Origin of the sequence: Priestia sp. SIMBA_032 (genome assembly GCF_046535215.1) — a bacterium.
GTDB lineage: Bacteria > Bacillota > Bacilli > Bacillales > Bacillaceae_H > Priestia > Priestia aryabhattai.
Genome location: NZ_JAWRXD010000003.1, coordinates 388,685 through 402,760, shown reverse-complemented (window position 1 = coordinate 402,760; position 14,076 = coordinate 388,685). Strand labels below are relative to the sequence as shown.

Here is a 14,076-nt window from a genome sequence, read left to right as displayed (position 1 = left end):
TATACAACGAACTTTTCTTTTGAAAAGGGCGCTGTATTTTTTTTTGTTAAAAATAGAATGTTTCTAAGTGGCATTCCTTTTAATGGTATAATAGTTAGTTTGTGTAAGATATACATATAAAAATCACAAATACTTTAAAGAGAAAGGGTGAGGAAATATGGAAAAAGAAAGAATAAAAGAGCTTGAACGAAAAATAAGCAGTTTAGAAGAAGACGTAGCCAAGCTAAAGTCGCTCGTATATAAAACAAATTCTCCAAGACCAGCAGTTCATGCTCCTCCCAAGCAGCGCCAGGAGACCGCTAAACGTCCTGCTCAAACAGTAGCTAAAAGCTCACAGGCAATAGAAGAGCCTGTTGATTGGGAAAAAGTTTTTTTTCAAACATGGCTGCCGAGAATTTTTATTTTTGTGTTTATTATTGGCGTGCTATGGGGATTTAAAGCAGCCTCTGACTATGGGTTAATGAATGAAAAAGCAAAAGTTGTTCTCGGCTTTGTGGTTTCGATAGGTTTTGCTGTGACAGGTCATTTTCAAATTAAAAAGAGCAGGCTGGTGCTCGGGCAAGTACTTGTAGGAGGAGCTATTCCTATTCTCATGTTAACGACGTTTGCCATGCATAGCCTATACCATTTAGCAGGACCAATGCTGGCTTTTATGCTAAATGCGACTTGGATCATCTTAGGAATTGCAGCAACAGTCTTTTATCGTTCGCAGGCATTGGGGATTATTAGCGCTGTGGGAGGCGTACTAGTTCCGTTTCTAATTGAAAGTAATTCGCCTAATGCGCTTGTTTTCATCGGCTATGAAACCCTTCTGTATATAGTCTTTTTATATGTGGCAGTCAAACAAAAATATTCTATTTTATATGTGCTTTCGGCTATACTATTAAATCTTACGCTACTCATTTATTACTCGTTTGTTGGTGATAATGGTGTAAAAGAGTTATTAGGTATGGCGATTCTTATTCAGCATTTATGCTTACTTTCTAGCTTTTTTCTATCAAAGTCCGTACTGCAAATATATGCGTTTACCCTTTTATCGAGTTTAGCAGTTACGTACGGCTGGCTGCTCGCCGTTTTCAACGATGGCATGACTACACTGGTGCTGCTTGCGTTAGTTATTATTTACGCATTAGGTGCTTACGCAGCAAGAAGTTCTAAAGAGAAATTTGAATTTTTTATTACCTATTTAATTGTTGCAGTAGCGTTTTTTATTCATCAGCTCGTCGATTTAAGAGAAGGAGTGATTTTATATGTCATTCAAGGGCTGGCTGTTTACTATATAGCCATGACGTATAAAAATCTTCTTCATCAACTGTTTTCTTATACGATTTATATACTGAGCGCCACGTATATCTTAGTTACACCAATCGAAGAAGTGCTGTCTCTTCCTACATTAAATTGGCTTATCGTGTTAGCGTCTATTCTAGTATTTATATGGATCAGCATTCAAAAAACAAAAGAAGATGAGCACGATACGTTCAAAATTGGAGGAAGTATTATTTTTTCTATTCTTTCTTTAATTTTTGCAACGCAAGTGACGGTCGCTGGAACCATTGATCTTTCCGCTAATATACAAACGCTTATTATGACGGCCGTTTGGCTAGTGCTGTCCATTGCTGCATTCATTATAGGATCACTTAAAACGTTTAAAACATCAACGTATGTCGGCGTAGGTATTTTGTTCTTAACACTTTTTAAACTCGTTTTATATGATTTACCTTTTATCCCAATGGCTATCAGGGCCTTGTTATTTATCGTCTTAGGAGCTATCGGTCTAATTATTTCACGCCTATTTTATAAAAAGAAGTAGCTAGAAGCTGAAGAGAAATTCTTCAGCTTTATTTATTATAATCGTGTTATGTAAACTTAATCCTGAAGTCGTACAAAAGGTATGCAATCATGTATAATGGAACAAGTGAATTGGAGGTATACATAAAATGAAATCACTTGTATTAGCAGAAAAGCCAAGTGTAGCACGTGATCTTGCGCGCGTACTTGGCAGCACACAAACAAAAAAAGGGTATATTGAAGGGCCAAAGTATGTCGTAACATGGGCACTTGGTCATTTAGTTGAATTACAAACACCAGAGGATTATGATAACCAATATAAAACATGGCGATTAGAAGATCTGCCAATCATGCCTGAGAAAATGAAATTGAAAGTAATTCGTAAAGTGAGCTCTCAGTTTCGCACAGTATCCGATCTAGCAAAAAGAAAGGATATTGGAGAGTTAATTATTGCGACTGATGCAGGGCGTGAAGGAGAACTTGTAGCGCGCTGGATTATGGAAAAAGTACGCTGGAACAAGCCGTTTAAACGCCTTTGGATTTCGTCTCAAACGGATAAAGCAATTCGTGATGGGTTTAAACAGTTAAAGCCAGGAAAAGAGTTTAACCGCTTGTATGACTCAGCGGTTTGCCGTTCAGAAGCTGATTGGCTTATCGGTTTAAACGTAACGAGAGCGTTAACGACTAAATACGAAGAACCATTATCGGCAGGAAGGGTACAAACACCGACCCTTGCGATGATAATTGAGCGTGAACAGGTAATCAATACATTCAAACCTAGTGAATATTGGACGCTTACAGCTCAGTTTTCATCTTTTGAAGCAGCTTGGCAAAAGGGCAATGAAAAGCGCATTTTTGATGAAAAACGCGCAAAAGAGCTGCACTCAAAATTATCAGGCGAGGCAGTTGTAAAAACAATTAAGCGCAAAATGCATAAAGAAGCGCAGCCGCTTCCTTATGACTTAAACGAACTGCAGCGAGATGCTAACAAACGCTTTAATTTCTCTGCTAAGAAGACATTGAATGTACTTCAAAAGCTATATGAACAGCATAAGTTAGTCACGTATCCACGTACAGATTCCCGTTATTTAACAACAGATATGGTTTCTACTATGAAAGAGCGTTTGGAAAGCATCTCTGCTGTATATAAAGAAGAGGTTCGTCCAATTTTAAGAAATGCACAGCTGCCAAAACGAGTGGTTAATAATGAAAAAGTAAGTGATCACCATGCTATTATCGTGACGGATCAGCCTGTGTTTTTACAAGATCTATCAGCTGATGAACGAAAGCTGTATGACTTAATTGCAAAGCGATTTATTTCATTATTTTATCCTGCATATGAGTATGAAGTGGTTAAAGCAGAGCTTGAAGTAAACGGGGAACAGTTAGTAGCAAGCGGAAAGCAAGTCGTGAATGCAGGCTTCAAAAAAGTTTCTGGTGGAGACTCAGAAGCAACGGTGAAGCTGCCTGATATGAAAGAAGGCAGCAAGCCGCTCATTCAGAATGTGACGATGAAAAGTGCATTTACAGAGCCGCCGCAGCGCTATACAGAAGCAGATCTTCTTGGACAAATGGAAAAACATAATTTAGGCACGCCGGCAACACGTGCAGATATTATTGAAAAGCTTCTGCAAAACGAATCCATTGATCGCCAAAACAATCGTCTGCATGCAACCAAAAAAGGGAAGCAGCTGATTGACCTAGTAGCAGACGAGTTAAAGTCTCCTGAGCTTACGGCTAAATGGGAACGTGACTTAGAAGCAATTGCTAAAGGAAAAGGAAATGCAAAAGAGTTTTTAACGAATATTCGCGAACAAACAGAAAAGCTTGTCAAGCAAGTGAAAACAAGTAATCAAACGTACAAACCTCATAATTTAACGGGCTCCAAATGCCCGGAATGCGGTTCTTTCTTAAAAGAAAAGAAAACAAAGCAAGGAAGAGTGCTTGTTTGTTCAAGCCTTGAGTGCAGCTATAGACGCGCAAAAGACCCTAAATTATCGAACCGACGCTGTCCGCAGTGTCATAAACGAATGGAAATTCATTCAGGAAAAGCTGGGACGTACTTCCAGTGTCGTTCATGTCAAGTAGTGGAAAAAGCTGAGGACAAAAAGAAAAAGATTTCAAAGCGAGAAGAACGAAAGCTTCTTAACAAATACAACGATGACGGAGCGTTTGGTTCAAGCTTGGGGGATGCTTTAAAACAAGCTCTTCAAGATAAAAAAGATAATTAACGTAGAAAAGTGCGATACCATGGTATCGCACTTTTTTAGTATAATATGGATTAAGTGATGAGTAAGCAAGGTGGCGTGGAACAATGAAAAGAAAAAGCAGGGGAATGAATCGGTTAATCGCGTTCTTTATAGTAGGAACGATGGTACTAATCATTTTAGCTATCTTAATGGGAAGCTACTTTTTTGGTTTTATAGGTTTCCTTAGAGTAATGGGAGTGAAATATGAGTCCTACTGGGCCCTATGTTTATTTTTGTATTTGGCTCTATCACAGAGCTTTTTTCAAAGGCACTCACTTTTTTAATGAAGAATGCCAGACTGAATAAAGTACTATTTGTAACATCTGCAGCTTTTATAGATATATTTTTTACTTTTCTATCAGTTTATATAGAAGACTTGCTTGTAAGCGGAATCCGTGTAACTATTTTAGCAATGGCTCTTTTATCGATCTTATTTTTTGATGGAGAGTGCATTGGATAGTGAGCTTCTACGTAAAAAAACAAGCTGATGAAGTTTTTCATCAGCAGCGTATCAGCGAATAAAGCGCACCATATCAAGCTTCAAAGCTGTTTAAAGAACTCTGTAGCATATTTTTTTAAAAAAGTATGTGATTTTTTTCGCATATCTCTTGAAAAAGGACAAACATGTTTGTATAATAAGAATTGTAAAAGATATGTGAAACATTTCACAATATATGTGAAAAACTTCACAATATCATATTTTCTATAATCCTAAGGGGGATATCATCTATGAAAATTGCAGTAGTAGGGTGTACACATGCAGGAACAGCAGCAGTAAAAAATATGGCAGAACTTTATCCAGAAGCTAAAATTACAGTTTATGAGCGAAATGATAATGTTTCATTTTTGTCTTGTGGAATTGCGCTCTATGTAGGCGGGGTCGTAAAAGATGCAAATGGCTTATTTTACTCTTCACCGTCTGAATTGCAAGAGATGGGTGTAAATATGAAAATGAAACATGAAGTTACGAATATTGATACAGAAGACAAAAAAATAGCAGTGCGAAATTTAGAAACAAACGAAGAATTTGAAGATACATTTGATAAATTAGTGATGACAACTGGATCATGGCCGATTATTCCAATCCTTGAAGGCATCGATTTAAATAATATTGTGCTTTGTAAAAACTATCAGCATGCCAATCATATCATTGAAAAAGCAAAACAAGCGAAGAAAATAGCTGTAATTGGTGCGGGTTATATTGGTGCAGAATTAGTAGAAGCCTTCGAAGTGTATGGAAAAGAAGTCACGTTTATTGATAGTGCGGATCGCATTTTAAATAAATATCTTGATCCAGAATTTACGAACCTAATGGAAACTGAGTTTGAAAATCGCGGAGTCACATTAGCATTAAACCAAGCAGTCACTAAATTTGCAGGCAGTGAGGGATCTGTTGAAAAAGTAGTGACAACTGAAGGCGAATACGAAGCGGATCTTGTGATTTTGTGTGTTGGCTTCCGTCCAAATACAGATTTAGTAAAAGGACAGGTCGACATGCTTCCAAATGGCGCAATTGTGGTTGATGAATATATGCAAACAAGCAAAAAAGATATATTTGCTGCCGGAGATAGCTGTGCGATTTACTACAATCCGATTAAGAAACATGCCTATATTCCGCTTGCTACAAATGCGGTTAGAATGGGAACATTAGTAGCTCAAAATCTTGTTAAGCCGACGATTAAGTATATGGGAACACAAGGAACATCAGGGTTGCATATTTATGATTACAATGTTGCATCTACCGGCATAACAGAAACAGCCGCTTCTCTTTTTGATATGAATGTGAAAAGTATCACAATATCAGAAAATAACCGACCAGAATTCATGCCAACGTACGAAAATATTATGTTAAAAGTAGTATATGAAGAAGAAACGAGACGAATTGTAGGAGCACAGGTTATTTCTAAAATTGATGCCACTCAAGCAATCAATACATTGTCTGTATGCGTACAGCAAGAAATGACGATCGATGAGCTTGGCTTTATGGACTTTTTCTTTCAACCCCACTTTAATAAGCCTTGGCATTTTTTAAACCAAGCAGGCCTTCAAGCGCTTCAAGCATAAAAAAGCAGGTGACTACCTGCTTTTTTTATGTGGATTTTATTATCTTTTTTATTTTTATTTTAGCAGGTCTAAAGCGGATCCATCCTATGATAAGAAGAATAAAAGGATATAAAGCTCCTACGAAAAAACTATAGGGGATTCACGTTTTTGTATCCAAACTCTTTTGATAAGAAACGCTTGGATACACAATAAGGGAAAGTGCAATCATAATGAGTGCCACTGGAAAAGAAAATAGCTTGTAGTCCTTTATATGAAATACATTAGCAAACCCCAAAAGAGTAGTGTAAAAGTAAATGCAAAGCTTAAAAAAGAGAGTAATAAACCACAAAATGGCAATGACTACTTCAATTCCTTGAAGAAAGTTTCCTACATAGTAAAGAACTTGACTGCTGATAAATAAATTAGATCACACAAAAACAGCAGACACAATCTTTCCAAACAGTTTGCCTAAAATTTTTTCGTTCATTTCCATCAGTGTAAGCGTGGGAAACATTTTTCCTAGTGAGGTAAAAAGCAAAACTAAGCCAATTCCTGATGCTACTCCGAAGAGTGCTGCAATGCAGGTATCTTGATGAGCATCAGCTGTAATAGCGGCAGGCACAACAATAATTGTGCTTCCGAGGCTATACAAAGTTACTAATTTGCGAAACTGCGCAGCTGAAATATTGATTTCATTAAGCAAATGAGCACATCCTTTTGCCATGTACACTAATTAAGTGATCCAACGGAATAATAAGTGACTTAAAGGCTGAAACATTACTTCTACCCAATCAGAAGGGTTCGGTAGAGGCAGCCGAAAGATTTTTGCAAAAGCGATCATGATACTGATTGTCATGAATACAATAAAAATTTTCCGTTCCTTTTTATGAGAATGTTGAGGTAATCTTTTTATTTCCACCCATATAATCCCTGCACAAATGATCAAAAAGGAAAGAAACAAGTGCATGCAGTCAACCCCGATACATTTTTTCGTTCAGATAAACTATTCGTATGATGTCCGCTAAAGAAAGTGATTATACATTTCTGTAAAATATAGAAAGTATTTCAGAAGATAGAAGATATTTTTTAGAGCTCTTAAATGATTGAGGGGGTTTGTTATGAGGAATATTCATACAGCTTTAACCTATTGAAACGCCGTATGAATAAGTAGAAAAATGCCACACTAAAGAGTGAAAAAATGAAAAGGAGCACTATGATGAAAAAATTCCCATACAATAAAGATAAACAACAATCGTTTCAAGCAGCACAGCAAGGGCATAAAGAAGCAGTAGATGCATATGAACAGGCAAATGAAGCTAAAAATGATGCATCGTATGGACATGAAGCGAAGCAAGCGATAGGTGAAGTAAATGAAGCCTCTCAGCAAATCGAGAACGCGCTTGAAAATGCTTCTGAAACACAGCGTCAGCGTTTAAGCGAGTTTCAGCAAGATATAAAAGATATGGAAAACGATCTTAATCAATAAAAGAGCCGCTCTTTTACTTAGAGCAGGTTCACAGTAGGGTATAAATTAAATTGCAAAAGCAGAAGATAATGAACTTCTGCTTTTTTTATTGGTAGTGTAAACGTAGGTTTCATTTATACAATTACTTCTAGCTGTCGTTTGGAGGGAAAGGCGAAGTCTTGCACGGAAATCAACAGTGGTGTAACAAATAATCCATCATTTCATTCTTATTTTAAAAGGTATAGAAGTTAAAAAAGTAAGAATCCTAATAAAAAGAAACGATAAGAATGGAAAGGGATTGTGACAGGAAACATGCTAATAAATATACTAATAATGATTGCCGTATTGTACTTCATATATATATTCGTAACTGCAGTGGTACTGTTTTATGTCCCTTTGCACCAGGGAAAAGACTTAAAAGTAATGAATACTGAGAATTTTTACGGAAAGAAAGAATCCACAGACCGCGTTATGCTTTTGGAAAACGGTTATTTTTCAGGGCTTGTTCGGATGCAGATGATTCAAGAAGCGAGGCATACAATCGATATTGCGTACTTTTCCATAGGTAAAGGTCGTTCTTCGGATTTACTTATGGGCGCTTTGTTCGAAGCTGCCGACCGAGGTATACGTATTCGAGTGCTGTTAGACGGGATCTCTCATGGGTTAAAAGGCAAGAGAAAAAATGTTCTGTATGCTCTAGCTTTCCACAATAATATTGAATTAAAGTACTATGAGCCCTTTACTATTCTTAAACCTTGGACATGGCATAATCGTCTTCACGATAAAATAATAGTAGTCGATGGCCAATTAGGTATTAGTGGAGGACGAAATATTGGAGATAAATACTTGGCCAGTCAACCAAATAAAAATTTTGTTTATGACCGTGATGTGCTAATTTATAACACAAAGCAAGAAAGTAATAGTGTCATTCTCTCAATGGAGAAGTATGTAGAGAAATTATGGAACCACCCGTATACACGCAAAGCTTTTCCAAAGCTCAAGAAGACTAAAGAATTTCGTGGCCTTTCAGGAAAGAAATTGTTAATAGATCAATACGAAGAGGCCAAAAGAGCAAACGAACCTTTTGTCCATCCTTATATTGTATGGAGAGAATCAACCATGCCTACAAGAAAGGTTTCTTTTATTACAAATCCTATTCAACGAATGAATAAAAGCCCTTTCATATGGAAAACGTTTATTAAGCTTTCCCAGCAAGCTGAAAAATCCATTGTCGTTCAAAGTCCTTATATTGTACCAACAAAAGAGATGGAACAGTATATAGATAAGTCAGTAAAATCTAAAGTGCAAAGAATTATTTTAACTAATTCGATTACATCCACTCCAAATGCTATGGCTTTTTCTGCATACTTGGGAGTAAAGAATCGCGTTATAAAAGCTGGTTCAAAGCTTTATGAATATCAAAAGCCTTATTCAATTCACGGGAAATCTGTTGTTTATGATCAGCGTTTAAGTGCAGTTGGTTCTTTTAACTTAGATTCACGTTCAGTATTTTTAAATACTGAATCCATGGTTATGATAGATAGTGAAGAATTTGCAGCCGAGCTAACAGGAGCTATTGAAACTAAGATTTCTCACAGTACGCTTGTGGGAAACGAGGGAGAACCTGTGGGTTTTAATACGGATTCTCAAAAAAATGTCCCTCCTGTAAAATCTGCACTCCTACATATCCTTTCAGTCTTCACGCGATTTTGGAGACATTTTGTATAGTTCCGCCCTGTGCCTAAAAAAGGCTTTTACTGAAAATCAATGGTAGAATTAAAAGCTACTGCAACTGGCGGAGGGGAGTATAAAAAGCTGTGATATGCCTCACAGTTTTTTGAAATCGCTAGTACTAGTCATGATTCTTAAAAAGACCTATTGACGAAATTTCATATATGTTTTATTATAATATAGCGTCGTCAATAAACGAGGTTCTTTTGAAGAAATCATTTCTAGGGGCATAGTTTAAAGGTAGAACTACGGTCTCCAAAACCGTCAGTGTGGGTTCGATTCCTACTGCCCCTGCCATTTTGGAGTTATCTTTTAATTCACACGCGGGTGTGGCGGAATTGGCAGACGCGCTAGACTTAGGATCTAGTGTCTTATGACGTGGGGGTTCAAGTCCCTTCACCCGCATCTTTACTTTCATATACGCGCGGAAGTAGTTCAGTGGTAGAACACCACCTTGCCAAGGTGGGGGTCGCGAGTTCGAACCTCGTCTTCCGCTTCTTTTCAAAAGCAGTTTGCATGTGCAAACTGCTTTTTTTGTTGTAGAAATAAAGATTTTTACGATGCGGTTTTTAATTAGAAATAGTTTATTAAAGCAATGCTGCTTATACGTGTTGTTTTCGTGAATATACACATAATATTGGGGTTACATTAAAAGCTAATGAATGATACGTGAAGACATCTAATATGGTCTTTAAGATAGGGGAGAGTCCTATGGAATCTAGTTGGTTTTCAATTATACCGTTTTTAATTGTTATTCCCATAGCTATTTTTACCAAACAAGTGCTGCCAGGGTTGTTTTTAGGCTTATTAGTAGGTGCTTATTTGATTGAACATTCGATTGTCGGAGGTGTTGAAAAGCTACTTCACTACGTTGTACAAGCTCTTAGAAATAAAAGTAATATAGAAATCGTCGTCTTTTTATACGCGTTTTCAGGGCTTATCGGAATGATTAAGATGGCTGGAGGAGTTAAAGGTTTTGTGGAAACAGCTGCAGAAAGAATTGATACAAGAAAAAAAGCTCTTATTTTAACCTATGTTTCAACCATGGGAACATTCAGTGCTCCCACATTTCGTTTTGTGACGATCGCGCCCATCATGAGAGCACTACTCAAAAAGGTGAAAATGACGACAGCAGAGCTAGGGTTTGTTATTGAAACAACTGCTACTCCTGTTATTGTCTTAATTCCTGTGGCAACGGCATTTGTAGGGTATATGGTCTCAATCATTCAAATGGCAATTGATCATCAAGGCATAAAACAAGACGCTTATTCTTTGTTTATTCAAAGCATTCCTTATAACTTCTTTTCGATTGTGATTATTCTAGTAGGGATTTATTTCAGCTTTTTTCATCATTCAACATCTACGGCTCCTATGAAGCTAGAGGAAGAAGACGAAAAAGATTGGCATGATTGTCATCCTTGCGTGTCGAAGGATTTGCCTTCTAAGCCTTGGAATTTGTTAGTACCTTTACTTATTGTGATTTCACTTACCTTATTTTTAACATGGTGGAGCGGGCATCACAAGAGCCACACCTTTTTTGAAGCATTTATTAAAGCAGACGTGTTAGAAGCGATGGTAGTAGCTTTAATTATCACTACGTTAATTACCCTCATTTTTTTCTTATTTCAGCGCTTTACATTACAGAATTTGCTTAATGGTTTTATTACAGGAGGCAATGACTTAATGTCCGTTATTCTGCTGTTATCGGTAGTATGGGGATTATCCGCTGTTACAGAAGACTTAGGTTTTTCAAATTTTGTGACGGCACATTCCAAGTGGATTCCTCAAATGTTTGTCACTCCTTTTATGTTTGTGTTTGGAGCTGCTATTTCTTACTTTATCGGGTCTGCTTGGGGAACGTGGGGGATTTTAATGCCGCTTGGCGTATCGCTTGCAAGTTCTGCAGATCTTTCTTTGCCATTAATTATCGGTGCGGTGTTTGCGAGCGGTTCCTTTGGAGCATTTTCTTCACCTTTAAGCGACGATACGAATACCATCGCCAAAATATTAGATTTATCTGTTATTGAATATGCCAAGTACAAATTAAAGCCAGCTTTAATTGCAGCGGGAATAACAGTTGCTTTTTATCTTGTTGTATCTTTCATGTTTTGAGTGCGAGAAATAGCCATCTATTTATTATCAATTTTTCATTTTTTTCAGCTTAAAGTATGCATACAGTCCTAATGACAGGCATACTAGCATGATACAAGTAAGCGGAAATAAGATGGTATTAACAAAATGATCATAAAACCATATATACACGAACATCACCTCGATAATTTTAAATAAAGTAGCTGTACCTATTAATAAAGGTAAGGTTCTCAGAAAGCAAATTCTTAAAAGAAGACTCTGCTTGTTCACTGCTTGTTTGATTTTTAAAGAACGAAGGCATAAATGAAAGCACCCTTACTATAGTTTTTATTAATTTGACCAAAAACCGTATAATTATGTAATTTTTAACAAAGCATCTTTTGCATGACGGTAAATAAAAATGACGACCCTATGAGGTAAGTAAAGATTAGGTGAGGAGAGAAAATGATGAAAATTATTGGAGTTAGCCTGCTGCCATTTGGATCAGCGATCGCTCTTTCTGTAGGAATTGATCTTTTTCAAGGAAAGAACGTACTGCAGGCACTATAACTATACAATGCTTTAAGCCCGTTTCGTGTAACGGAGTTGGCCGAATTATTTGTCCTTTTTTCTCTTTTATTTTTCTTTTTCACAGAGTCGCTTTATCTTCTTTTAAAGAAGCGGCAACAAAAACAACAGTAACTTGGTGCAAAGAGGTTTTTATATCTTCACTATCGAAACAAGTGTATAAAAGATAGCTTTGAGATAGGGGAGAACGACATGAATATTGAGACTAACAGATTACTAATACGCAAATTTAAATATGAAGATTGGCAAGATGTCTACGCATATACATCTGATGCTCATGTCATGAAGTACATACCAGAAGGTGTTTTTAGTAAGGATGATGCGAAGAAATTTGTAAATGAAAATATGAAAGGAAATGTTAAAAATTTTCCAGTTTTATTAAAAAACGAAAAAAATTTAATTGGTCATATCGTCTTTTTTACCTATTTTGGGGACCATACTTATGAAATTGGCTGGGTATTTAATTCTCTCTATTATCAGAAAGGATATGCTTCAGAAGCAGCAAAAGCAATAGTGGACTATGGCTTTAACACAATGAAACTGCATCGGATTATTGCTACTTGTCAACCTGAAAACACGCCTTCTTATCGTGTTATGGAGAAGATCGGGATGAGAAGAGAAGGGTATTTTAAAAAATGTATTCCAACCGAAAAAGGATGGTGGGATGAATATTATTATGCGATTTTAAAGGAAGAGTGGAAATGAGCTTTACTTTTGCGGAATTACATTTTCCGAGCTGTAAAGATGAAAACAAGCCCAATTTTTAAAAAATGAGCAGAAAAGTAAACCAAAACGTCTAGGCAGACATACAATAAGCTATCCATGAGAAACACCCCATGTTTGAACCTTCTTTGTTTTAGCAACAGAAAATTACGTTGAAAGGGAGTGCTTGTATGTCTAATGCTGGATGTGGATTTGGTTCTGGTTTCGCTTTATTAGTTGTATTATTTATTCTATTAGTAATTATCGGATGTAGTTGTTATAGCGGTGGTTACGGTGGCTACTACGGCTGCTAATTATATCACTGAATAGCCTAAAGGATACCCTTTAGGCTATTTTGTGTTCATTATAAAAAGCTGGAACAGATGATTAGTCAGCAGGCTCAGTATCAACATGTGATTCAATTTTTTTCTCTTTCGGCAATTGGTCAATAGAAGCCCAAGGCACGCGGCGAGGCTTATATTCAATCGCATCAGTAGAGTAAATGGCCACGCTTACGACTCCCCCGTGTACCTGCGCTCGAATCAACAAAGGATCACTGTACGTATTTTTAAAATGAAAGTCAGGTCCATACCAGCTGACGGTAGCGTCTCGCCCAGGAGGTACGTAGGAAACACTGCGGCTGTGTGAGTAACGCTGCGTAATTGTGACGCCAGCGTTATCGACGGCGTTAAATAAGGTAGAAGAAACTTGGCAAATCCCTCCTCCAACTCCTTCAGAATACTCTCCTTTTACAATGATTGGCGCACGCATATATCCTTTTGCTGCCGTTCTTTTTCCAACGGTTTGATTAAAAGAGAAAACTTCCCCAGGAAATATGACGCTGCTGTCTAGTGATTTGGCCGCAAGAGAAATATTGTGAGAACGATTTTTATTACGAGGGTTAAATCCCGTATGATAATGACCGATTTGCTTAATTCGAATCGTTGCAAGCAGCTCCTTATCCACGCGAGGCGGAACAGGAAGCGTCGGGATTTCTAGTGTTGACGTACCGCCATTAAAAAAATAAGTATAAAATTTCTCCGCAAAATCTTTATGATATAGTTTGACACCCGCTTGCTCAGGAACAATTTGTCCGCTTTTATCAATGCGGGCATTTATGGGCTCTCTATATGTTTTTTTATCCAATTCTTTTAGAAGAAGGTTGTATCGATCATGATCAACCATAGGTACAGGAAGAAGAGGTACTGCCACTTTGTCCCGTTCAATCCGTTCAATTGGTTTACCGTCATGAGTAATAGATAGGTGGTCTTGTGAAGAAAGAGGTTGAATGAGCATTAAAAGTCCAACCATCCAAGTGAAATTCATATCATATACCTCGCTTTCACCTGTTAGTATGAATAAAATGAACCGTTTAATGTATAGGATTCACAAGCTCTTTTTTGTATTATTTTCCATGAGTCGAGCGTGTAAAAATTTCTA

The 14,076-nt window shown here is 37.1% G+C and carries 12 protein-coding genes, 3 tRNA genes and 1 pseudogene; 13 read left to right on the top strand and 3 right to left on the bottom strand.

The genetic code is table 11. The annotated features are described in order from the left end of the window. Positions 1 to 157: 157 nt before the first annotated feature. The 4 genes from SB717_RS12200 to SB717_RS12185 all read left to right on the top strand — a co-directional run bounded on the left by SB717_RS12200 (position 158) and on the right by SB717_RS12185 (position 6,101). Positions 158 to 1,810, top strand: coding sequence for a DUF2339 domain-containing protein (locus SB717_RS12200; protein ID WP_410903807.1), 1,653 nt, complete (start codon positions 158 to 160; stop codon positions 1,808 to 1,810). Between the two features lie 127 nt (positions 1,811 to 1,937). Continuing rightward, a complete protein-coding gene (locus tag SB717_RS12195; RefSeq protein WP_074681426.1) occupies positions 1,938 to 4,019 on the top strand; it encodes a DNA topoisomerase III in 2,082 nt (693 codons plus the stop codon). An 83-nt stretch (positions 4,020 to 4,102) separates the two neighbouring features. Then, entirely contained in the window at positions 4,103 to 4,321 is a 219-nt protein-coding gene (locus SB717_RS40240; RefSeq protein WP_486360770.1) for a YrvL family regulatory protein, read from the top strand. A gap of 445 nt (positions 4,322 to 4,766) precedes the next feature. Then, a complete protein-coding gene (locus tag SB717_RS12185; protein WP_410903806.1) occupies positions 4,767 to 6,101 on the top strand; it encodes an FAD-dependent oxidoreductase in 1,335 nt (444 codons plus the stop codon). A gap of 139 nt (positions 6,102 to 6,240) precedes the next feature. On the opposite strand, the gene SB717_RS12180 is transcribed toward SB717_RS12185, so the two are convergent. Further along, positions 6,241 to 6,495 (bottom strand): GerAB/ArcD/ProY family transporter, encoded by a 255-nt coding sequence (locus SB717_RS12180; RefSeq protein WP_410903976.1) that lies wholly within the window; start codon positions 6,493 to 6,495, stop codon positions 6,241 to 6,243. A gap of 12 nt (positions 6,496 to 6,507) precedes the next feature. Beyond that, positions 6,508 to 6,783 (bottom strand): GerAB/ArcD/ProY family transporter, encoded by a 276-nt coding sequence (locus SB717_RS12175; RefSeq protein ID WP_410903805.1) that lies wholly within the window; start codon positions 6,781 to 6,783, stop codon positions 6,508 to 6,510. 513 nt (positions 6,784 to 7,296) lie between these two features. Here SB717_RS12175 and SB717_RS12170 point away from each other — a divergent pair. The 9 genes and pseudogenes from SB717_RS12170 to SB717_RS12135 all read left to right on the top strand — a co-directional run bounded on the left by SB717_RS12170 (position 7,297) and on the right by SB717_RS12135 (position 12,950). Continuing rightward, positions 7,297 to 7,566, top strand: coding sequence for a hypothetical protein (locus tag SB717_RS12170; RefSeq protein ID WP_074681420.1), 270 nt, complete (start codon positions 7,297 to 7,299; stop codon positions 7,564 to 7,566). 312 nt (positions 7,567 to 7,878) lie between these two features. After that, positions 7,879 to 9,273, top strand: coding sequence for a phospholipase D-like domain-containing protein (locus SB717_RS12165; RefSeq protein ID WP_410903975.1), 1,395 nt, complete (start codon positions 7,879 to 7,881; stop codon positions 9,271 to 9,273). Between the two features lie 226 nt (positions 9,274 to 9,499). Next, a tRNA-Trp gene (locus SB717_RS12160) sits at positions 9,500 to 9,573 on the top strand. A gap of 26 nt (positions 9,574 to 9,599) precedes the next feature. Beyond that, positions 9,600 to 9,681, top strand: a tRNA-Leu gene (locus SB717_RS12155). Between the two features lie 19 nt (positions 9,682 to 9,700). Beyond that, a tRNA-Gly gene (locus tag SB717_RS12150) sits at positions 9,701 to 9,772 on the top strand. Positions 9,773 to 9,987: 215 nt separating this feature from the next. Next, the gene (locus SB717_RS12145) at positions 9,988 to 11,388 is read left to right on the top strand and encodes a Na+/H+ antiporter NhaC family protein (protein ID WP_410903804.1); all 1,401 of its coding nucleotides are present in this window, start codon (positions 9,988 to 9,990) and stop codon (positions 11,386 to 11,388) included. A gap of 423 nt (positions 11,389 to 11,811) precedes the next feature. Next, positions 11,812 to 12,048: pseudogene (locus SB717_RS40235) on the top strand (YczF family membrane protein). A 78-nt stretch (positions 12,049 to 12,126) separates the two neighbouring features. After that, entirely contained in the window at positions 12,127 to 12,639 is a 513-nt protein-coding gene (locus tag SB717_RS12140; RefSeq protein ID WP_074681414.1) for a GNAT family N-acetyltransferase, read from the top strand. A gap of 188 nt (positions 12,640 to 12,827) precedes the next feature. Beyond that, the gene (locus SB717_RS12135) at positions 12,828 to 12,950 is read left to right on the top strand and encodes a YjcZ family sporulation protein (protein WP_013083059.1); all 123 of its coding nucleotides are present in this window, start codon (positions 12,828 to 12,830) and stop codon (positions 12,948 to 12,950) included. A 73-nt stretch (positions 12,951 to 13,023) separates the two neighbouring features. Here SB717_RS12135 and SB717_RS12130 read toward each other — a convergent pair whose 3' ends face one another. Further along, positions 13,024 to 13,962, bottom strand: a complete 939-nt coding sequence (locus SB717_RS12130; RefSeq protein WP_410903803.1) for a VanW family protein — start codon at positions 13,960 to 13,962, stop codon at positions 13,024 to 13,026. Positions 13,963 to 14,076: the final 114 nt, after the last annotated feature.